Genomic DNA, 18446 nt, shown 5'->3' with positions numbered 1-18446 from the left:
GACCGGGCAGGCACGACCCTATGACCGACACCTTCACCCACGGTGCGTGGGGCACCGAAGGTACGCGCGACGAGGTGGCCCGGCTGCGCGGGGAGGTGCGGCACCTCCGGGCCCAGGCCAGGAACCGCCCACTGATCGCGCAGGCTCAGGGCATCCTGCGGGAGCGCTACCGGCTCGCGGACGCGGAGGCCGCGTTCGCACTGCTGCAGTACGCCTCCCAGCGGTTCAACATCAAGCTGCGCACCCTCGCCGACGCCGTGGTCGCACTGGACCGCCCCGACGAGGGGGCGGAACAGTGGTTCCCCGGGCGGGCCCGGCACCCGGCGCCCCGCCTGGACTCGCTGGCCATCGATGACACCGCCCGCGTCAACCGGGGCGCCGTGCTGCGCGCGGTCCTGTCGCGGACCATGACCATCACCTCCACCCACATGGGCAACGTGCAGATCATGGACCACGCGTCGGGCGGGCTGTGGCTGGAGAAGCACGAGGGGCTGAGCGAGGACTTCGTGAGCTTCTTCGACTACGTCGGTGGCTCCGGTACTTCCTGCGCCCAGGCGGCGAACGACATGACCCAGGTCACCGTCCGGGATGTCGCCACCGCCCCGGTGTTCACGGAGGACGCCCGCCGGACGATCCTGGAGGCGGGGAGCCGCTCCGCCCACAGCGTGCCGCTGCTCGGCGGCGGCCGGGTCGTCGGCATGGTCAACGCCCACTTCGACCGTCCGATCCCGGAGCTCCACACCGCCCAGCTCAACGCCCTCGACCACACCGGCCGCGAGGTGGGGCGCTGGCTGGCCTGGTACGACCGCACCGTCGTCCTCGACGCCCTCGAATACCTCCACGCCGCCGCCCGCCACCCGGCCATGACCCGCGCCCGGCGCCGCTGAGAGCCGATCATGAAGACATAGGCTTCGGACATGAGTCGAATACATGTCAAGGGCGCCGCGCTCCACTACGACGACCGGGGCCCCGGCGACGGCCTGCCGGTGGTCCTGGTCCACGGACACCCCTTCAACCGCACGCTCTGGGCGCCGCAGGCCGAGGCGCTGACGGCGGCCGGACACCGCGTCATCACACCCGATCTGCGGGGCTACGGCGACAGCGACGTCACCCCGGGCACGACCCCGCTCTCCGACTTCGCCGACGACATCGCCGCCCTCCTCGACCACCTCGGGATCGACGAGGCGGTGATCGGCGGAGTGTCCATGGGCGGACAGATCACGATGGAGTTCCAGCGCCGGTACCCCGGCCGCGTCCACGCGCTCGTGCTCGCCGACACCTCTCCCGCCGCCGAGACCGACGAGGGCAGGGCGTTCCGCAACCGCCTGGCCGACCGGCTGCTCGCCGAGGGCATGGACGGGTACGCGGACGAGGTCATCGACAGGATGCTCGCCCCGTACAACGTCACGGGGAAACCGGACGTCGCCGCCCATGTCCTCGGCATGATGCGCTCCACCGACCCGCGGGGCGCCGCCGCCGCGCTCCGGGGCCGCGCCGAGCGCCCCGACTACCGGCCGGTGCTCGCCGCCGTGTCGGTGCCGACCCTCATCGTCGTCGGCGCGGACGACCCGTACACCCCCGTGGCCGACGCCGAGGGCATGCACCGGCTGATCCCGCACGCCACCCTCACCGTCGTCGAACAGGCCGGCCACCTGCCGAACGTCGAACAGCCGCAGCGGTTCAACGCCGCGGTGCTGCGGTTCCTCGACACCCAGGTGCGCCCGGACAGCGACTGAGACCCAACGAGGCGCGAACGAGGCGCGGCGCGCCGGCGGCGCACCGGCCAACTCCACGCGTGCCCGGTCCGGTTGGAGGTGACGGGACCGCATACTCGGTTCCGTCCCTCCATCCCCGTCCCGGGAGGCCCTCCATGGCGCCGCTGTCCCGCCGATCCGCCGTGGTCGGCCTCGCCACCACCGCCACCGCCCTCGCCCTGCCCACGCGGCGGGCCGCCGCGCACCCCGCCCCGGCCACCCCCGTCAAACCCCTGCGCCGTGCCCACGCCCACAACGACTACCTGCACGAGCGACCCCTCCACGACGCCCTCGCGCACGGCTTCACCAGCGTCGAAGCGGACATCTTCCTCGTCGACGGCGAACTCCTCGTCGCCCACGAGCCGTCCCGGCTCGACCCCACGCGTACGCTCCGCGCGCTCTACCTCGACCCACTCCTGGCACGCGTACGGGCCAACGGCGGGACGGTGTACCGCGGCCACCACAGGCCCGTACAACTGCTCATCGACATCAAGGCGGACGGTGACACCGCGTACCGCGTACTCCACCGCCGACTGACGGCCTACCGAGCCATGTTGAGCAGGTGCGCGCACGGCGCCGTACGGCCCGGGGCCGTCACGGCCGTGATCTCCGGCGACCGCGCCGCCCGCGCCCCCATGGAGGCGCAGACCGTGCGGTACGCCTTCTACGACGGCCGCCTCGACGACCTCACCGCGCCCACCCCCGCCCCCGCCTCCTTCGCGCCGCTGATCAGCTCCAACTGGACCCGGAGCTTCACCTGGCTCGGCACCGGCCCCTTCACGGACGCCGAACGGGCCCGCCTCCACGCGATCGTCACCGCCGCTCACCGCGCCGGGCAGCGCGTACGGTTCTGGGGCACACCCGACCGCCCCGGGGCCGCCCGCGACGCCCTGTGGGCCGAACTGCTCGCCGCCCGCGTCGACCACCTCAACACCGACGACCTCGCCGGACTCGCCGCCTTCCTCCGCGCCCACGGCGTCCGCACCGGGGCGTAACGGGCCGGCCGCGGGTAATACCCGTTCGGCCGACACGCCGTACGGCCGGACGGCGCCGCCGCTCCGCCAGACTGGCCGCCGAATGCCGCACAACCGATGCGGCGACTGGCCGAGGAGGGCGTCAGATGGCCGTATCCGTCTCCGTGGTGCTGCTTTTGCTGGTTCTGGCGGTGATCTTCCTGCGTAACGGCGGCCTGAAGGTCTCCCACGCGCTGGTCTGCGCCCTGCTCGGGTTCTTCCTGGCCGGCACGAGCCTGGCGCCGACCATCTACAACGGCGTCTCCGCCACGGCCGACGTCGTCAGCAGCCTCAAGCCGTGACGGTCAGGCGGCGTCCGGCCGTACGAACAGCCCGATGCCGTTCGGTACGGCGCGCTGGACGCCACCGCTGGGATGGTTGAGCACGCTCACCTTCGTCGCCTCGCCGACCCGGGCCACCAGCGTGGAGGAGCCACCGCCGTCCAGGTTGACGGCCTCCGACGCGCCCAGATCCCGCATGACGGCGGCCAGTTCGGCGACGGTCAGCCCGGACCGGAACTCCGCGCCACCGTCCAGGGCGAGCAACACCAGCCTTTTGCCGTCGGCCCCGACCCCGGCCGCCGTGCGCACCGCGGCCGTCACCCCGTCCAGCCCGCCCAGCGGCTCCCCGCCCCGCAGCACCGGGAACCCGCCCACGGCGAAGCGGTACGACACCCCCGGCTCCGCGCCCGCGGCCACCAGCGCGTACCGCACGCCCACGAGGTCCCCGACCGCCAGCTTCCGCAGCTCCCGCGCGCCCGCCTCACGCCCCACCACGACCTGGGTCCCCGGCTCGATCACCCCCCGGCCGGGCGCCTCGGCGACCGCGACCACCTTGCCGCCGCGCACCGTCACCTCGTACGTCTCCGCACTGCACGGGGCGCTCCGCTGGGTGTCCGTACCGCAGGTGGCACGCACGCGTGACGCACCGCCCCAGTCCTCGGTGAACACCCCGACCGAACCCACCGGCAGCGCGTACTGGTTGAGCCCGCCGAGCGGGAACTTCCCGTACGGCGTCGACACGGCCCCCTCCAGGACCAGTTCACCGACGCGCGCCTTGCCGTCGTCGCCCACGCCCAGCACCTGCCGGGCGTTCGTACCCGGCGGCAGCGCGGGGCCGAACCGCTGACCGTCCGGCACGGCGGCCTTCAGCGGGCGCCCGTCCGCGACCGCGGGCCCGACCGGCGCCCCGGTCGCCTCCACGCCGGGATGCTGGGCCTCCGTCAGGTTGAAGAAGTCACCGTTGATCCCGCCGGTCGCGCCCGCGCCGTCGGCGAGCGCCGACAGCGCCGAACGGGCGGCGACCACCCCCGGGTACAGCAGTCCCACCGACACCCGCGCGTCGGCCAGGTCCGCCGACAGCAGATGCGCCCGCGCCGTGCCCCGGCCCGACGGAATGTCCATGGTCCGGTACGTGACGCCCGACGCCACCTCGGACCAGGCCGGCGCGGGGGCGGCGGACGGCGCACCGGCCAGCCCGGTGGCGCCCACCAGCGACGCCATGACGAGCAGCAGGACGGTACGCGTCCGCGCACCACGCGTCGCGGTGCGGCGCCGCATCACGCTCACGGTCCCCCCAAGGTGTCCGGGCAACTCACACGGGTCGGGGAAGAGTTGCCCCGCCCGGACCGCCGACGAACCGGCCATCCGGGAACGATCCAGGAAAGGTACGCCGTTCGGGGCCCTGCGTCGACAGCCCGTGCCCCGCCCCTCCGCCTCCGGCGGCACGTCGGAATCACCCGTTCGGAACGCACCGCTCGATGGGACACGGGCGCACCCGAGGCCGCGTCAACTCCGCGGGGCCGCCCGGTTCCGCGCCAGCCAGCCCCGCGCGTAGTCCACCGCCTCGACCACCCCGAGGAGCCGGCACCGCGCCGCACCGACCCTCCCGTGCCGGACCACACCGGGACGGTCACGCTCCAGGTCCGCCCCGAGCGTCCCGAAGTCGCCGTCGTCCAGGGCCACGTCCTCGTACGCCCACCACCGCCGCGCCCCGCCCTCGCGCACCACACAGCGGTACGTGCGGCGGGGCGGGCGCGCCAACCGGTACTCACCCAGGTGGAAGGCCGTGCACCGCTCGAACCCCGTCCCCAGCAGCAGGATCCGCCCGTCCAGGTCGTACAGCCGGGCCAGCGGCGAATGCTCACCCAGGTGGCAGTCGGGGCGGTGGCCGGACACCACCTGCCCGGCACGGGCGCCGAGCGCCGCGAACGACGTCTGGGGATGCGCGCTGCGCACCGCGCCCGCCGCCGTCCGCACGGTCTCCGCGAGCACGCCCATCCCGTCCGACGCCATGGTGGCGGCGTCGTACGGCGGCATCGCCGCCCGTACCGCCGCCCGCTCCGCCTGGCCGAGCCCACGCACCCGCTCCCGGTAGGCGGGCGAGCTGTCCGAGTTGTGCGCGGTGAACGTCGGCACCACGACCGTGCCGTCCGGGCCCAGCGCCGCGCGCAGCGCCCGCAGCACCGCCTCGCTCCCGCCGGACACGGGCCCCACGGCCCGGAGGGACGCGTGCACCAGCAGGACACCGCCCGGCTCGACCCCCAACGCGGCCAGCTGCGCGCGAAGTTGCTCCTCGGTGTGCGATCCGGACCCGGTCAAAGCTCACCCATTCCCCCGGCGCCCGGCCCCGGGCGCCGCCACTGCTCCGTGCGGGCCATCGTAGGGGCCGGCAGCGCGTCAGCCGGCCGTTGTCGCCCGGTCCGCGAACGCGATCCGGGTCGCCATCCGCCGGATGGGCTCACCGTCGACCAGGGTGTCCGACCCGCGCCGTACCGGTACGTCTCATGGCGTACACCCCGCTCCCGCAACCGCCGCAGGGACGGCGCGATCCGGCCGGCCGGGCAGCGCGGGTCGTTCTCCCCGGCGGGCAGCAGGACCGGGGCGCGGACCCGGTCGGTGTATGCCAGCGGGGAAGAGGCGGTGCGTACACCTCGCGACGCTCCTCGGGTGAGCCGCCGAACAGCTCGCGGTCGAAGGCCCGGAGGGAGACCGGGTGCTCGGCGTAGGCGGCGGCGTGGTCCGCGGCGTGGTCCGCGCCCCAGGACCCGGGCGCTGAACCGGCTCGCCGACCGCTTCGCGGACGTGGTCTCCCACGGTCCTCTTCCCGATCGCCGGCGCCGTGCAGGCCGCGCTCCGGCTCGGGACGCGGCTGTCGCCCCTGAGCAGGGCGGGCCGCTGACCGGCCGGGGTGCCGCCTAGGCGAGGTGGAACACCTCGGTGAGCGGCGTCATCGCCTCATCCGGCCGGCCGCCGTCCAGCGACTCGAAGAAACCGGCCATCTCGGCCTGCCAGCGGGCGTTGACCTCGGTGCGCTCCATGGCGTCCCGGGCGGCCGTGAAGTCCTCGGTCTCCAGGTAGCCGACGAGCAGGCCGTCGTCCCGCAGGAAGAGGGAGTAGTTGCGCCAGCCGCTGTCCGAGAGCGCCCGGAGCATCTCGGGCCACACGGCCCGGTGGCGCTCGCGGTACTCCTCCAGACGGTCCTCGCGGACCTTCAGCAGGAAGCAGACGCGCCGCGGGACCGGAGGGGCCGGGCTCGTCCCGGGCTGATGCATGAGGGCTCCCGGGTGATGAGGGGTGAACACCGGCGTACGCGCCGACGATCATGAAAGGTTTCAACCAAGGACGCCGGAAAGCTAGACGGAGAACGGCCGTGGCGTCAACGGGTCGATCCGGAAACGACGTTGGCGGATGACCATTGTCAAGCCGGGCATGTCGACCGGGCTTGTCCCGTCTCTTGACAGGGGGCCGGTTCCTTCATGGTCGTTCATCGAGGAGGGCAGACTCCGCACGATCGTGGACCGCGTCCGGCCGGGGGACTACCTCTTCGTACAGTTCGGCCACAACGACACCACCGCCAGCCGTCCCGAGCGCTGCACCTCGCCCGAGGACTACAAGGAGTACCTGCGCGAGGACCACATCGGCGGCGCGCGGGCGCGCGGCGCCGTACCGGTCGTCGTCACCCCCGTCTCGCGGCGCTCCCACGACCCGGCGACCGGCGGGTTCCGCGTATCCTTCGCCCCGTACGCGCAGAAGGCGATCGAGGTCGCCACCGAGGAGAACGTCCCGCTCGTCGACCTGTCCGCGTCCAGCCGGGCCTACCTCGACTCCATCGGCCCCGAGGCCGCCGAAGACGTCTTCCTGCACACCGATCCCGGTGAGTACCCCAACCGCCCCGAGGGCACCGCGGACGACACCCACTTCCAGCGGTACGGCGCTCTGCAGATGGCCCGCCTCGTCGCCCGCGAGGTCACCGCGCTGCGTCTGCCCCTGTCCGCCGAGGTCCGCGACACCGTCTTCGACGTCTACGACCTCGGACCGGCCGGCGCTCCGGTGGCAGCCTCCTCCACCCCGGTCACCGCCACCACCGCGTACACCGCGCAACGCGGATACGGGCTGTCCGGCACCGGCGTCATCGAGCGGGACCGGGGCCCCGGCCGCGCACGCGATCCAGCGGGACTTCGTCGCGCTGTTCAACGGCCGGTACGCGTTCCGGGCACAGGTCCCCAACGGCGCGTACGACGTACGGGTCCATGTCGGCGACACCCTGGGCTCCGCCCGCACCGACGTCACCCTGGAGGACTCCGTATCCGGCCGGCCGGCCGGCACCGGCCGCCGGCACGGCCGCGGCCCGCACCTTCACGGGGGTCACGGTCACCGACGGCCGCCTCGACCTCGCCGTCTCCGGTGGGACCGCCCACCTCAACGGGGTGGAGATCCTGCCCGCCGGCCCATGACGCCCGGCCGTGGGAGGGACGTGCCGCGCGGCGGGGAGCCCGGCCGGCGGTACGCGGGTGAGGAACGGCCCATCGCCGGGTAGGCGGCGCAGCATGGCTGAAGTGGTGCAGGCGGGGCTGTGGGGACTGGTGGCCGGTTCGGCGCTGTTGCTCGGCGCCGCGCTCGGATACGGGCTGAAGGTGCCGCAGAAGGTGATCGCCACGGTGATGGCCTTCGGCGCCGGGGTCCTGCTGTCGGCGGTCTCCTTCGAACTGGTCGGCGAGGCGTACGACCAGGCCGGGCTGGGGCCCGCTGCCGTGGGCACCCTCGCCGGGGCGGGCGCCTACACCGCGGGCAACGTGTGGCTGGCACGACGCGGGGCCCGGCACCGCAAACGCTCCGGCCACGGGCAGGCCCAGCCCTCGGAGACCCACCAGGGCGGCTCCGGCCTGGCCCTGGCCCTGGGCGCGCTGCTCGACGGCGTACCGGAGTCGGCCGTCATCGGCGTCAGTCTGCTGGACGGCGGCGCGGTCAGCCTGGTGACCGTCACGGCGGTGTTCATCAGCAACGTGCCCGAAGGGCTGTCCAGCTCCGCCGGGATGAAGCAGGCCGGGCGCGGCAAGGGGTACGTCTTCGGCGTCTGGGGGGCGATCGCCGCGGCCAGTACGGTCTCGGCGGTCCTCGGCTACACCGTGATCGGGAGCTTCTCCCCGGCCGTGATCGCCGCGGTGACGGCGGTCGCGGCCGGAGCGATCCTCGCCATGATCGCCGACACGATGATCCCGGAGGCGTTCGAGAACGCGCATCTGGCCATCGGCCTGATCACCGTCAGCGGGTTCCTGGTCTCCTTCGCCCTCTCCCACGCCTGACCCCAAGACCACCGGCGCGCACGCGTGGGCCGGGCGACGAGAGCCGCGTCACGAACGTACGACCGGTCCGATCGCGTCCCTCGATCCCGGAAGCGCGACGGGTCGTCACCCCGGTGGCCGACCGGCTCCCGGGCGCCCCGTGACGGCCGTGCGGCCCACCGCGGCGGCCAGCTTGCGCAGCCGGCGCCAGTCGAGGGGAGGGGGAGCCTCGGGGACGCCGGGCCGGTGCCGGGGCACGCGGACGCGCAGCACGCCGGGGGCGATCCGGCAGCGGACGGGGGTGGGCAGGACGAAGGGCTCGCCGTCGATACCGACCTCGACCCGCGGACCGTCGGCGTCGACGACCACCTCGCGCGCGGTCAGCACCGTGAAGCCGTTGGCCTCGGGAGCCAGCAGCAGCCCGGCGGCGTCGACCGCGCTCTCGATCCGCACGCCGAGCACTCCGAGCAGACCGGAGTCCAGCCGTTCGCGGCGGCCGAGGCCGAGCGGATCGTCCCTGCGGTAGGGGTTGTTGCTCACCAGCACGGCCTGCGGCCCGGTGAGGGCGGTCCCCGCGGCACGGACGGTCAACCGCGGCCCGCTCTGCCCGGTGAGCAGGTCGGGCAGCAGATCGAGCGCGGTGCCCACCTTGTCGTCGCGGTACCCGGGGGCCTGCACGACGGCCCCGTACACGCCGAAGGACACGTTGTTGACGAAGGGGCGCCCACCGGCGAAGCCGAGGTCCACCCGGAGCTCCACGCCGTCGGACAGCGCGTCCAGGCCGGTCGCCGGGTCGTCGCGGTCGAGCCCGAGATCCATGGCGAAGTGGTTGCGGGTTCCGGCGGAGACGACCATGAACGGCAGGCCGTGCTCGGCGGCGACCGCCGCCACGAGCGCCTGCGTGCCGTCGCCGCCCGCGACGCCCAGCAGGTCGAAGCCGTCCGCGACGGCCTGCCGGGCCAGAGCCGTGACGTCCTGGTGCCGCTCCGGGTCGAGCAGCACCACGTGCGCGCCCAGCCGTTCGGCCTTCTCCCGCAGGCCGAACCGCTCCACCTTGGCTTCGCCCGAGAGGGGGTTCATGAGGAGAAAGGGCCGCCGTGGCGGCGGTGTCCGGTGCTCCCGCGCCCGTACGGGGCGCAGGCCGGTGCTCCGCAGCGCGTACCGCCCGGTCCACACGGCCACGCCCCACAGCGCCAGGGACAGCACGACGGTCCACAGCACACCGGCCGCCGCGAACAGCCCGACGACGGCGGCGGGTGCCGCCGCGGCCAGCACGGCGGCCGCCACGCGGGCGGCGCCGCGCCGCGTCAGCGCCCACCACAGTGCCGCCGCCGAGACGGCCATGCCCATGACGCCCACCAGGAGCAGCACTACGCTGCCCACGCCTCCGTACACCAGGGGCAGCAGCACCGCCAGCGCCAGGGCGGACAGGGACGCCCTGGCCGCCCACCGCTGCGCGCGGTGTGCGCGTCCGCCCGCGTCCGGCCCGATCCCCATGCGTCCTCCCTCGCCTGGGGCCATCGTAGGAGCACGGTGCCCGGCCGGACGACGACCGGTGACCCACCGGCCCCGTCGCCCCGGTGCCCGTCGCGTCACACGCGGGCCCCCACGGGCGTCCCGGCCCGGGGAACGAGGAAGACGGGAGCCGAGGGGAGGGACCCGTCGGACCGGCGGGGACCCGTGAGGGGGGCCGGGTCCGTGCTCAGGACGGATGCCGCGTCCCATGTGCCGCCCAGGTTCCAGGAGTTGCCACGGGAGACGGTGGAGCCGGCGACCGCGACGGGCGTCCGCTCCGCGACGGACAGGTTGCCGTCGAGCACGGCCCGCGAACCGGGCACATCGAAGTCGAAGCCCGTGCCGCCGTTGCCGTACGTCGTGTTCCGCGTGAGGGCGAGCGCGCCGGGGTTGCCGTTGTCCGTCATGCCCTTGGCCGCGTTCCGGAACGCGATCGCGTCGCGTACGGCGTGCGCCACCGCGGGCGCGGGAGTGCCGCCACCCAGTTTGAAGCCGTTGCCGTCGCCCGCGAAGTCGGGGAAGTTCCAGCGGTTGAAACCGTTGCCGTACGCGACGGTGTTCTCGATCAGGACCGGGGAGGCGAACTTCCAGGCGTCGAAGCCGTCATCGACGTTGTTCCACAGCCGGGCGCCGCGGACCACGTTGCCCGTCCCGCTCCCTTCCTTGATGGCCAGGCCGTCCGCGCTCTCACCGTTCTTGCGCGGGTCGCGGTTGCCGTGGCTGTCGAGGTCGAGGACGAGGTTGCGGCCGGAGGCCCCCTGGAGCTGGAAGCCCGACTCGTAGTTGTCACGGGTGACGAGCCGCGCGAACACGTTGTCGTTGCAGTTGTCGCAGTAGTACCCGTACGGGCCGTTGACGAGTTCCAGGTCGGACACCCGCCAGTGGGAGGCCTCCTGGTGGATCACTCCGCGCTCGGCACGCGGGATGCTGCCGCCGACGGGCGTGTGGCCGGCGGGCAGCCGCTCACCGTCGACGACGACCCGTTCGCCGGGGTACGCGCCGAGCGAGATCGGCTGGGACGCGGTGCCGGACGTGCTGATGGTGATGTTGTCGTCAACGGCGTACGTGCCACCGCGTACGGCGATGACGTCACCGGGCTTCGCCCGGTCCACGGCCGCCTGAATCGTGCGCAGGGGACGGCTGAGCGTCCCGGGCGCCGAGTCGTCCCCGGTCACCGCCACCACGATCGTCGGTGTGGCGGCTGCCGCCTCGGCGGGTACGGTCGCCACGGCCGCCGCTGTGAGGACGGTTCCCAGCACCGCGCTCCATGCTCTGCCTGCTCCGGGCACGTGCCCTCCCGCTGTTCGCTGTCCATGCCTGTCACCGGTCAGTGGCCGCCGGGGCGGGGAAGGTTGCCGCACGGGCGGGGGCGCCGGCCATGGGTCCGCCCCTGCCACCGGCCCGCATCCGCGCGCGATGAACCCGACGGCGGATCGGCACGTATGGAGGTGCAGTCTTCCTTTCTCACCACCGGTACGGCATTGGGGGCCATGGATGAAGCACGGACGGCGCACCCTGCGGCGGGGCATCCGTCTGGCGGCCGTCGGAGGGCTGCTCTGCGGCGCGCTGATGGTGTCGAACGCGATGGCGGGGGAGGCGCCCGGCGGCACCGGGACCACGGCCGGCGTCCCACCGTCGCCCGATGCGGCCGAGAGCCTGGTCGCGCGGCTGGGCACCGCCCGTACCGCGGGAAGCTGGATAGGGCGGGACGGTCGCCCGGTCGTCGCCGTGACCGACGCCGACACGGCCGCCGAGGTCCGGCGGGCGGGCGCGCGGGCCGAGATCAAGCGGTACAGCATGGAGGACCTCCGCTCGGCGACCGAGACCCTGAAGCGGGCACCCAGGGTGGCGGGCACGGCCTGGGCGGTGGACTACGCGTCCAACCAGGTGAGGGTGTACGCCGACAGCACCGTCTCCGCCGCCGACTGGTCACGGCTCTCGGAGGTCGCGGAGCGGGCGGGCGGACCTGTCCGCATGCGCCGGACCGAAGGCCCCTTCACCACGCGGCTCAACGGCGCCACGCCCATCTTCAACGGCACCGGACGCTGCTCCGTCGGTTTCAACGTCACGGACGGCCGGGACAACTATCTGCTCACCGCCGGGCACTGCGGCCCGGTCGGCACCCCCTGGTTCCGCACCACCCAAGGCGGCGGGCGACTCGGCACCACGGTCGCCGGCAGCTTCCCCGGCAACGACTTCTCCCTCGTCCGGTACGACAGGGACGACGGCGTCGACTTCGACGGGACCAACGCCGTGGACATCGGCGGGGGCCGGCGCGTGGAGATCGTCGGCGCGGCCGATCCCGTGGTCGGCCAGCAGGTGTTCCGCAGCGGCAGCACCACGGGGCTGCGGTCGGGCCGGGTCACCGCCCTGAACGCCACGGTGAACTACCGCGAGGGCACGGTCACCGGTCTCATCCAGACCACGGTCTGCGCCGAGCCCGGCGACAGCGGCGGCCCGCTGCTCGCGCAGGGGCTGGCGCTCGGAGTGACCTCGGGCGGCAGTGGGGACTGCGCCGAGGGCGGCATGACGTTCTTCCAACCCGTCACGACGGCGCTGAAGGCGCTCGGGGTGCGCGTCATCGACGGCCGCCTCCCCGGTGAGGCCCGCGGCACGGTCGTCAGCCCGCCTCCCCCCGCCGACGCCGCCCCGACCGCCCGAGCGGTGGGAGCACCGGTCGGAACCGATGGGCGAACGGTCCCCGGGATCGTCGAATTCCGGCAACTGGCGCTCGGTTCTGCGTTGATCGGGGTCAGCGTGCTCGGCCTGATCGCCGCCCGGTGGTTGCTGTCCGAACGGGCCAAACGCGAGCAGTACCGCGCCGAGTACTCCCACACCTGGACCTGACTGCGCCTCAGGACGACGGCGGCGCCCCGACTTTCTCCGCGCCTGTACGGCGTATCCCTTTCGTGTCGAATAATCCTGTTATCGCTCCATGTGCTTAGGGTGTGAGCCGCTGAAGCACTTCCCCTACCTGGAGACAGAGCCATGGGTCAGTTCGTTCGTACATGGGGCGCCGGTATCACCGCGGCCGTGGTCATCGGCTCGGTCGGGGCCGCCGCTGCGGTCGCCTCCCCGACACCGCACACGCCGGCGGTCGCCAGGACCGCGGTCACCGACGCCTCCGCCACCACCACCGCGAAGAGCGTGCGGGCGTGGGAGCAGTTCCGCATCCGCGGCGTCGCCAAGAACCTGCGTCCGGGCAGCACGGTCACCCTGCAGCAGAAGCAGGGGAAGCGCTGGGTCTCGCTCCCGGCCTCGATGCAGACGACCTCCCGCTCCACCTACAGCCTGCGCGTCATGCTCGGCTTCAAGGGGCACAACAAGCTGCGCATGGTCGACGCCCGCAAGCGCCCCGTCTCACCCGTCATCGACGTCTGGGTGCGCTGATCTCCCGGCGGGCCCGACCCGCCGCGAGCGCGACCCGGCGGCGCGCGCCTCGAGGGACCGGGCGCGCGGAGTACCGCCACCCCGATGCCGGCCCCGGCCTGCCGTGGAGCGACGCTGCCACGGCATCGCCGGGGCAGGCCGGGGGACACGGCGCGGCGAGCGGTCAGTTCCAGAGCCGCCGCTCCTCCCCGCGCGGGTCCATGACGACACCCCGCGCGGGATGGTCGAACACCATGACGGGGCGGCGCCGCAGGTCGTACGGCTCCCAGCCCGGGTCGCCGTGCGACGTGAACGCCACCCACGCGGCGTGCGTCCGGCGGGCGAGGTCCCGCGGCGCGTCCTCCCCGACGAGCCCCTCGGCGCCGGGCCTGCCCAGTGTGCCGAGGGCGAAGGCGATCTCCAGGGCGTGGCAGGCGCCGAGGTCCTCGACGGGGGTACGCCAGGCGAATTCGTACATGTGGGTGGTGGCGGCGGCCTCGGCACGGGCCTCGGCCACCCGGATCGCCGGCATCCGGAAGTACCGGTCGGTGAGCACGGCGGCCAGCACATCTCCGGGCGTCGCACCGGGACGGGCGCCGGCGTAGGCGTCGGCGACGGCCGGGGTGACGAGGGACCGCAGCGCCTCGGCGTCGATGGCCCCGGCGACGCCGGTCGGAACGAGGAGCAGCCGGTGCTCCTCGGTGGTGGTGCCCGTGAGCAGCGGGATGGTGTGACCCGCGCCGGCGGCGATCGCTTCGAGCGGTGGCCGCTCGAGGATGTCGCCGTCCACGACCGGCGGATACGGCATCGCGGCCGCCACGACACTGGGCCCGAAGCGGCCGGGATCGGGCCGGGCGCCGAGAGCGGCCCCGATGCGCCGATGGGCCGCGAGCACGTCCGGCAGTGCGACGGAGGCGAACGCGCGGGCGGTCGGTTCCACTCCCAGGAGCCGTGCGGTCTCCGCGGTCACCCGCCGCGCGTCCTCGGCGGTCACGAACCCCTGTCCCGCGCCGCTCTGCGCGATGGCGCGGTGGAACAGGCCGGCGCCGTGGCGGCTGGACAGCAGTGAGGTGACGCTCATCGCCCCCGCGGACTCGCCCGCCACGGTGACCCGCGCCGGATCGCCCCCGAAGGCCGCGATGTTGTCCTGGATCCAGGCGAGCGCCGCCAGTTGGTCGCGCAGGCCCAGGTTGGCCGGGGCGTCGGGGAAGAGCCCGAAGCCCGGCACACCGAGGCGGTAGTTGAGGGAGACGAAGACGACACCGTCGCGGGCGAAGGAGTGCCCGTCGTACGTGGGGACGGCGGAGGAGCCGTTCTGAAAAGCACCCCCGTGGATCCAGACGAACACCGGCAGGCCGGAGCCCCCGGGATCGGGTGTCCACACATTGAGGTTGAGGAAGTCCTCACCCGGGACCGACGGCTCGGGCAGCAGCCGGTCCAGCGGACGTGGGTACGCCGACTTGGGCGCCGTCGGCCCGAACGCGTCCGCCTCGCGGACCCCGTCCCAGCCCTCCGGAGGCGCGGGCGTCCGGTACAGCCCTTCACCCGTGGGGGCGGCGGCGTACGGAATGCCGAGAAACGAGGCGACTCCGTGGATGAGACGCCCACGCAGGCGGCCCTGTTTGACGGTGACGACCGTATCCATTCGTTCTCCCTCGACGTCATGGGGCCCACAACATACCGACCGGTTGGTCACCCGGCCATGCCGGGAAACGCTTTCGAGCCGCCGGTGACGGCGGGTCATGCGGGGCCTTTCGGCCCGCCGTTGACTGCCCCTGCCCACGGGCGCGGGGCGGCGGACCGGCGGGCCGAGGGGGCACGGCCGTCAGCTGTTGATCAGGTCCCGGACCTGGGTGTACACGGTGGCGTCCGTCAGGAGTCCGTTGTGGCCGAGGCAGGTGGTCTGCCGGTTGTCGGCACCCGCGAGGGAGACGCTGCTGTCGGGGTTGATGACCGCGTCGCAGGGCGACCACCAGGTCGCGTACCGGGGGCTTCCCGGCGTTTCGTCACCGGAGTTGAGAGCGGTGAGGAAGTCCGATCCGATGCGCATCTCGTAGCAGGAGGCGTCGAGGCAGCCGTTGGCCGTGTCGGTGCCGTGGTTCGGGCCGCCGAGCGAGACCCAGGCGTCGATCTCGGCGCCGCCGCCGAGGTTCTTGGCGTAGTGGCGCGAAGACAGCCCGCCCATGGAGTGGGTGACGACGTCGACCTTCGAGGCGCCGGTGGAGACGAGCAGCCGGCCGACCTCCGCGGCGAGCTGCCGGGCGGTGGTGGCGTTCGACTGCCGCGAATCGTACTGCCACTGATCCAGGTGCGAGACGGGCCAGCCGTCGTTCTTGAACCGGCTCACCATGGTGTCCCAGTTCTGCGCACTGCCGTTGTAGCCGTGGACGAAGAGGACCGGGTGGCTGGTGGAACGGTACGTCGAGGTGCCGGCCGCGCCGGCGGGGGACAGGGCTTGCAGAGCCAGGACGACGGCGGCCACGAGGGCGGCGATCACGGGCTTTCTCACGGTGACCTCACGGAAACGGGGAAGGGGACGGCGCTTGGGGTGAGGGGGTGGCGATGACGGAGCGCGTCGTTCCCGGGTCACGGAAAGACTGAGAGGCGGCCGGCGGATCGGGGCCCGTGGCCGTCGCGGGGGTACGGCACGAGTGCCGGAGGCGGGGTGGCGCAAGGCTACTGCCGGGTACGCGGGGGATGGCAAGAGGTGTGCGGCGGATGATTTCCCGCCGGGAGGCACGTGCGGCCCAGTTCACCGCGGCCCGGTCGAGGACGTCCGGTCGGCTCGCCCCCGCGTCCGGGCGGTGAGGCGCGCCGCCCGGACGCCGCGAACCGCCACCCCGCTGACTCGACCAGGCGTGGGCGCCCCCGGCTTCCCCGTCGGACTCGACCGTGAAAGGCGCGCCCATGGCGGCGGTCGTGGTGCCGGACACCGATCCGGCACCACGGTGCGGGCGTCAGGCGGGGGTGGTGCCGCAGACCGCCACGCCCAGGACCTCGTTGCCGGTGGTGCCGTAGCCGGGGAAGGTCACCGTGTCGCCGGGGGCCGCCGTGCGGCAGGGCACGGAGGTGCCGTCGCGGTACTCGACCGTCACCTGCTGCGGGGTGTCGCAGCCATTGCTGACGAACGTGTAGCGCCAGCTCGTCGAGTACCGCACACACGCGGGTGCCGCTCCGTCGACGCTCGCCGCCTCCGCCGCTGCGGCCTGCGTCGAGCCTGCGACGGACAGCACCAGGCCGACAACTCCGCATATGACTGAACGCACAGCTTGAGGCATGACAGCTCCAGCCTTCATAGGTCGAATGAGACGCTGCCAGTATCAACGCTTCTGGGCATGGCTGAAAATATTTTCGCCAACTTGCGCAAGGCTTCCATGAGTTGCCGGTCGCCAGGGGGGCGCCGCCTTTCTCTTACGAAAGGCGCAGCTCAGGCTCGCGTGGCCAAGGGACTCTCTCCCCATGGCTGTCGGCCGCCACGCATGAAGGCGCGGCGCCCCGAGAGCGTCCCTGCGGCAGGTCGTGCGCGTGTCCCCGCCGACAGACGGTGTCCGGTCATGCGACGTGGGAATCCGACCGGAACCCGTACCCGTGGTCTCTGGCCCTTGTCTTCGAGAAGTTATGGTCACGGGCGGGCTGCCCGCCGCCCGCCGCATCACCACGCCTGCCGGCCCACGGACGCCCTCACGCGGGACGCCTCCCATCGGTAGAACTCCACGCCCCTCGCGTCGACCGGGCGGCGCCACGACTCGGGGTCCTAGGCGTGGACGTACGGCGATTGGGCGGGCGCTGACCTCGCGGAGCGCCGGGTGGCGACGCGGCGGACGCGGCGGGCGATGGCGTAGCGGCCGGCGGGGACCTCGGCGGGGCGTGACCTTGGCAGGGCAAGGGGGCTGTTCGGGCGGAAGGGTCCCTATGGAATCGGGAGGAAGCGATTGTGAGCAGGCGTGTGAGGTCGACAGCGGTGTCGGCGGTGCTCTGGACGGTGGTGACGGCCGCAAGCGCGGCACCGGCGTGGGCGGGAGGTATCGGCACGGTCGGCGACGCGGCGTTCGACAACACCTGTGTGCGGACCGGCGCCGGACCCGAGGCAGACGTCCGGCAGCCGAGGCAACCGGGCCTGTTGGGAGGAAACGTCAACCAGGCCCCGGTCGCGTACAGCAAGAACAGCTGCGGCAGCACCGACATCGACGTGGACACGACGTCCTGAAAGTGCTGCCCGTACCGCTCCCGGCCATGCTCCCGGCGATGTGAGGAGGGGCCCGGTGCGTGATTGCCACGCACCGGGCCCCTCCTCCCCGTCCCGCCGGAACGCGGTCAGTGACGGAAGCCGTCCTTCGCTCCCTCCTTGGTGGCCCGGGCCTTGCCCCGTGCCTCCAAGGCCGCCCCCTTGGCGGCGGTCGTCTCCTGGCCCATCGCGTGGGCCGCCTTCCTCACGGCCTTCCCGACAACCTGCTCGGTCCTGGCCTTGGCCTTCTCTCCGGCGCTCATGTCGGTCCTTTCGTAGACGCTGTTGAAGCGCCTGCCCCTGACCAGCGGGTGAAAACGGTGTCCCTGCCGGGGTCCAGGGCGCCGTGGGGTGAGATCTGCCGGTATGGGTACCCGGGGCGGCATGATGAAGCGCGCTGTGTGGCAAGGGCTGGCCGCCGGGACCGTCGGCGGTCTCGTGATGACACTGGGCGAGAAGGCGGAACAGCGGGTGACCGGCCGCCCGGACTCTCACGTACCGGCTCGCGTGCTGGAGCGGTTGACGGGCCTGCGGGAGAGGCCCGGCAAGCAGCCGTTGCCGGTGAACTGGGCGATGCACTTCGGCCAGGCCGCGCTCCTGGGCGTACTGCGGTCGGTCATGGCTCAATCCGGTCTGCGGGGGCCGCTCGCGTCGGCGCAGTTCGCCGTGGTGCGGCTGACCAACGACCAGATCCTGGAGAACGCCACCGGCGTCGGCGCGCCGCCGTCGACCTGGCCCCGGAAGGAGCTGTTCGTGGACGTGCTGCACAAGGCCGTCTACGCCTTCGCCACAGGTGCGGTCGCCGACGCCCTCGCCGCGCGCGACGGACGCGGCCCCGGACAGCGTCACGCCGCCCTCCGCCCCGGCCGCCACGCCGACGTCGGTCCGCTGACGCGCCGGCGGTCCTACGGGCGGTAGGCCTTCACGCCGCGCACACCGCCCCCGCCCGGGCCGTGCGGCACCACGCCGGTGACCGTCGGCGGCGGCGCCCGTCGAGGGACGGTTGA

19 protein-coding genes are annotated in these 18446 nt (G+C 73.5%); 10 read left to right on the top strand and 9 right to left on the bottom strand.

Features of this window, described 5'->3' with window-relative positions; genetic code table 11:
* The first annotated feature begins 20 nt into the window (after positions 1-20).
* The 4 genes from ABZZ38_RS05970 to ABZZ38_RS05955 all read left to right on the top strand — a co-directional run bounded on the left by ABZZ38_RS05970 (position 21) and on the right by ABZZ38_RS05955 (position 3069).
* The gene (locus ABZZ38_RS05970) at positions 21-887 is read left to right on the top strand and encodes an ANTAR domain-containing protein (protein WP_356736187.1); all 867 of its coding nucleotides are present in this window, start codon (positions 21-23) and stop codon (positions 885-887) included.
* Positions 888-917: 30 nt separating this feature from the next.
* The gene (locus ABZZ38_RS05965; RefSeq protein WP_356736185.1) at positions 918-1736 is read left to right on the top strand and encodes an alpha/beta fold hydrolase; all 819 of its coding nucleotides are present in this window, start codon (positions 918-920) and stop codon (positions 1734-1736) included.
* Positions 1737-1870: 134 nt separating this feature from the next.
* Positions 1871-2749, top strand: coding sequence for a phosphatidylinositol-specific phospholipase C/glycerophosphodiester phosphodiesterase family protein (locus ABZZ38_RS05960; protein WP_356736183.1), 879 nt, complete (start codon positions 1871-1873; stop codon positions 2747-2749).
* 125 nt (positions 2750-2874) lie between these two features.
* Complete coding sequence (locus tag ABZZ38_RS05955; protein ID WP_356736181.1) at positions 2875-3069, top strand: hypothetical protein; 195 nt, start codon at positions 2875-2877, stop codon at positions 3067-3069.
* Between the two features lie 3 nt (positions 3070-3072).
* Here the strand turns inward: ABZZ38_RS05955 and ABZZ38_RS05950 are convergent, their stop codons facing one another.
* The 3 genes from ABZZ38_RS05950 to ABZZ38_RS05940 form a co-directional block, all read right to left on the bottom strand.
* Entirely contained in the window at positions 3073-4326 is a 1254-nt protein-coding gene (locus tag ABZZ38_RS05950; RefSeq protein WP_356736179.1) for a phosphodiester glycosidase family protein, read from the bottom strand.
* 228 nt (positions 4327-4554) lie between these two features.
* A complete protein-coding gene (locus tag ABZZ38_RS05945; RefSeq protein ID WP_356736177.1) occupies positions 4555-5367 on the bottom strand; it encodes an AAC(3) family N-acetyltransferase in 813 nt (270 codons plus the stop codon).
* A 596-nt stretch (positions 5368-5963) separates the two neighbouring features.
* Positions 5964-6320: an L-rhamnose mutarotase gene (locus ABZZ38_RS05940; protein ID WP_356736175.1), complete on the bottom strand. Its 357-nt coding sequence runs from the start codon at positions 6318-6320 to the stop codon at positions 5964-5966.
* Positions 6321-6456: 136 nt separating this feature from the next.
* Here ABZZ38_RS05940 and ABZZ38_RS05935 point away from each other — a divergent pair, with 136 nt between their 5' ends.
* Positions 6457-7563, top strand: coding sequence for a hypothetical protein (locus ABZZ38_RS05935; protein WP_356736173.1), 1107 nt, complete (start codon positions 6457-6459; stop codon positions 7561-7563).
* 32 nt (positions 7564-7595) lie between these two features.
* Positions 7596-8351, top strand: coding sequence for a ZIP family zinc transporter (locus ABZZ38_RS05930; RefSeq protein WP_356736171.1), 756 nt, complete (start codon positions 7596-7598; stop codon positions 8349-8351).
* A gap of 105 nt (positions 8352-8456) precedes the next feature.
* Here the strand turns inward: ABZZ38_RS05930 and ABZZ38_RS05925 are convergent, their stop codons facing one another.
* Both ABZZ38_RS05925 and ABZZ38_RS05920 read right to left on the bottom strand, forming a co-directional pair.
* A complete protein-coding gene (locus ABZZ38_RS05925; protein WP_356736169.1) occupies positions 8457-9827 on the bottom strand; it encodes a diacylglycerol kinase family protein in 1371 nt (456 codons plus the stop codon).
* A gap of 95 nt (positions 9828-9922) precedes the next feature.
* The gene (locus ABZZ38_RS05920) at positions 9923-11074 is read right to left on the bottom strand and encodes a DUF1565 domain-containing protein (protein WP_356736167.1); all 1152 of its coding nucleotides are present in this window, start codon (positions 11072-11074) and stop codon (positions 9923-9925) included.
* Between the two features lie 265 nt (positions 11075-11339).
* Between ABZZ38_RS05920 and ABZZ38_RS05915 the strand changes: the two genes are divergently transcribed.
* Together ABZZ38_RS05915 and ABZZ38_RS05910 are read left to right on the top strand one after the other, a co-directional pair.
* The gene (locus tag ABZZ38_RS05915; protein ID WP_356736165.1) at positions 11340-12692 is read left to right on the top strand and encodes a S1 family peptidase; all 1353 of its coding nucleotides are present in this window, start codon (positions 11340-11342) and stop codon (positions 12690-12692) included.
* Between the two features lie 141 nt (positions 12693-12833).
* Positions 12834-13235: a hypothetical protein gene (locus ABZZ38_RS05910; protein WP_356736164.1), complete on the top strand. Its 402-nt coding sequence runs from the start codon at positions 12834-12836 to the stop codon at positions 13233-13235.
* A 163-nt stretch (positions 13236-13398) separates the two neighbouring features.
* On the opposite strand, the gene ABZZ38_RS05905 is transcribed toward ABZZ38_RS05910, so the two are convergent.
* The 3 genes from ABZZ38_RS05905 to ABZZ38_RS05895 all read right to left on the bottom strand — a co-directional run bounded on the left by ABZZ38_RS05905 (position 13399) and on the right by ABZZ38_RS05895 (position 16447).
* Positions 13399-14859 carry a carboxylesterase family protein gene (locus ABZZ38_RS05905; protein WP_356736162.1) on the bottom strand — a complete coding sequence of 487 codons (1461 nt, stop codon included), beginning with the start codon at positions 14857-14859 and terminating at the stop codon, positions 13399-13401.
* 180 nt (positions 14860-15039) lie between these two features.
* Positions 15040-15723, bottom strand: coding sequence for a triacylglycerol lipase (locus ABZZ38_RS05900; RefSeq protein ID WP_356736160.1), 684 nt, complete (start codon positions 15721-15723; stop codon positions 15040-15042).
* A 448-nt stretch (positions 15724-16171) separates the two neighbouring features.
* The gene (locus ABZZ38_RS05895) at positions 16172-16447 is read right to left on the bottom strand and encodes an alpha-amylase (RefSeq protein ID WP_356736158.1); all 276 of its coding nucleotides are present in this window, start codon (positions 16445-16447) and stop codon (positions 16172-16174) included.
* A 701-nt stretch (positions 16448-17148) separates the two neighbouring features.
* Here ABZZ38_RS05895 and ABZZ38_RS05890 point away from each other — a divergent pair.
* Positions 17149-17421, top strand: a complete 273-nt coding sequence (locus ABZZ38_RS05890) for a hypothetical protein (RefSeq protein WP_356736157.1) — start codon at positions 17149-17151, stop codon at positions 17419-17421.
* A 107-nt stretch (positions 17422-17528) separates the two neighbouring features.
* Here the strand turns inward: ABZZ38_RS05890 and ABZZ38_RS05885 are convergent, their stop codons facing one another.
* Positions 17529-17702, bottom strand: coding sequence for a hypothetical protein (locus tag ABZZ38_RS05885; protein ID WP_356736155.1), 174 nt, complete (start codon positions 17700-17702; stop codon positions 17529-17531).
* A gap of 121 nt (positions 17703-17823) precedes the next feature.
* On the opposite strand from ABZZ38_RS05885, the gene ABZZ38_RS05880 reads away from it, so the two are divergent.
* Positions 17824-18357, top strand: coding sequence for a hypothetical protein (locus tag ABZZ38_RS05880; RefSeq protein ID WP_356736153.1), 534 nt, complete (start codon positions 17824-17826; stop codon positions 18355-18357).
* Positions 18358-18446 lie beyond the last annotated feature (89 nt).

It is taken from the genome of Streptomyces sp. NPDC006368, from assembly GCF_040612535.1.
Taxonomy (GTDB): domain Bacteria; phylum Actinomycetota; class Actinomycetes; order Streptomycetales; family Streptomycetaceae; genus Streptomyces.
Note: the sequence above shows the minus strand (reverse complement) of the source record. Positions and strands in the feature narration are given on the sequence as shown.

Excerpts from the sequence above, each read along its gene's own strand:
- ABZZ38_RS05970 (WP_356736187.1), top strand. The coding sequence starts at position 21 with ATGACCGACACCTTCACCCACGGTGCGTGGGGCACCGAAGGTACGCGC.
- ABZZ38_RS05965 (WP_356736185.1), top strand. The coding sequence starts at position 918 with ATGAGTCGAATACATGTCAAGGGCGCCGCGCTCCACTACGACGACCGG.
- ABZZ38_RS05960 (WP_356736183.1), top strand. The coding sequence starts at position 1,871 with ATGGCGCCGCTGTCCCGCCGATCCGCCGTGGTCGGCCTCGCCACCACC.
- ABZZ38_RS05955 (WP_356736181.1), top strand. The coding sequence starts at position 2,875 with ATGGCCGTATCCGTCTCCGTGGTGCTGCTTTTGCTGGTTCTGGCGGTG.
- ABZZ38_RS05950 (WP_356736179.1), bottom strand. The coding sequence starts at position 4,326 with ATGCGGCGCCGCACCGCGACGCGTGGTGCGCGGACGCGTACCGTCCTG.
- ABZZ38_RS05940 (WP_356736175.1), bottom strand. The coding sequence starts at position 6,320 with ATGCATCAGCCCGGGACGAGCCCGGCCCCTCCGGTCCCGCGGCGCGTC.
- ABZZ38_RS05935 (WP_356736173.1), top strand. The coding sequence starts at position 6,457 with ATGACCATTGTCAAGCCGGGCATGTCGACCGGGCTTGTCCCGTCTCTT.
- ABZZ38_RS05930 (WP_356736171.1), top strand. The coding sequence starts at position 7,596 with ATGGCTGAAGTGGTGCAGGCGGGGCTGTGGGGACTGGTGGCCGGTTCG.
- ABZZ38_RS05925 (WP_356736169.1), bottom strand. The coding sequence starts at position 9,827 with ATGGGGATCGGGCCGGACGCGGGCGGACGCGCACACCGCGCGCAGCGG.
- ABZZ38_RS05915 (WP_356736165.1), top strand. The coding sequence starts at position 11,340 with ATGAAGCACGGACGGCGCACCCTGCGGCGGGGCATCCGTCTGGCGGCC.
- ABZZ38_RS05910 (WP_356736164.1), top strand. The coding sequence starts at position 12,834 with ATGGGTCAGTTCGTTCGTACATGGGGCGCCGGTATCACCGCGGCCGTG.
- ABZZ38_RS05905 (WP_356736162.1), bottom strand. The coding sequence starts at position 14,859 with ATGGATACGGTCGTCACCGTCAAACAGGGCCGCCTGCGTGGGCGTCTC.
- ABZZ38_RS05885 (WP_356736155.1), bottom strand. The coding sequence starts at position 17,702 with ATGAGCGCCGGAGAGAAGGCCAAGGCCAGGACCGAGCAGGTTGTCGGG.
- ABZZ38_RS05880 (WP_356736153.1), top strand. The coding sequence starts at position 17,824 with ATGATGAAGCGCGCTGTGTGGCAAGGGCTGGCCGCCGGGACCGTCGGC.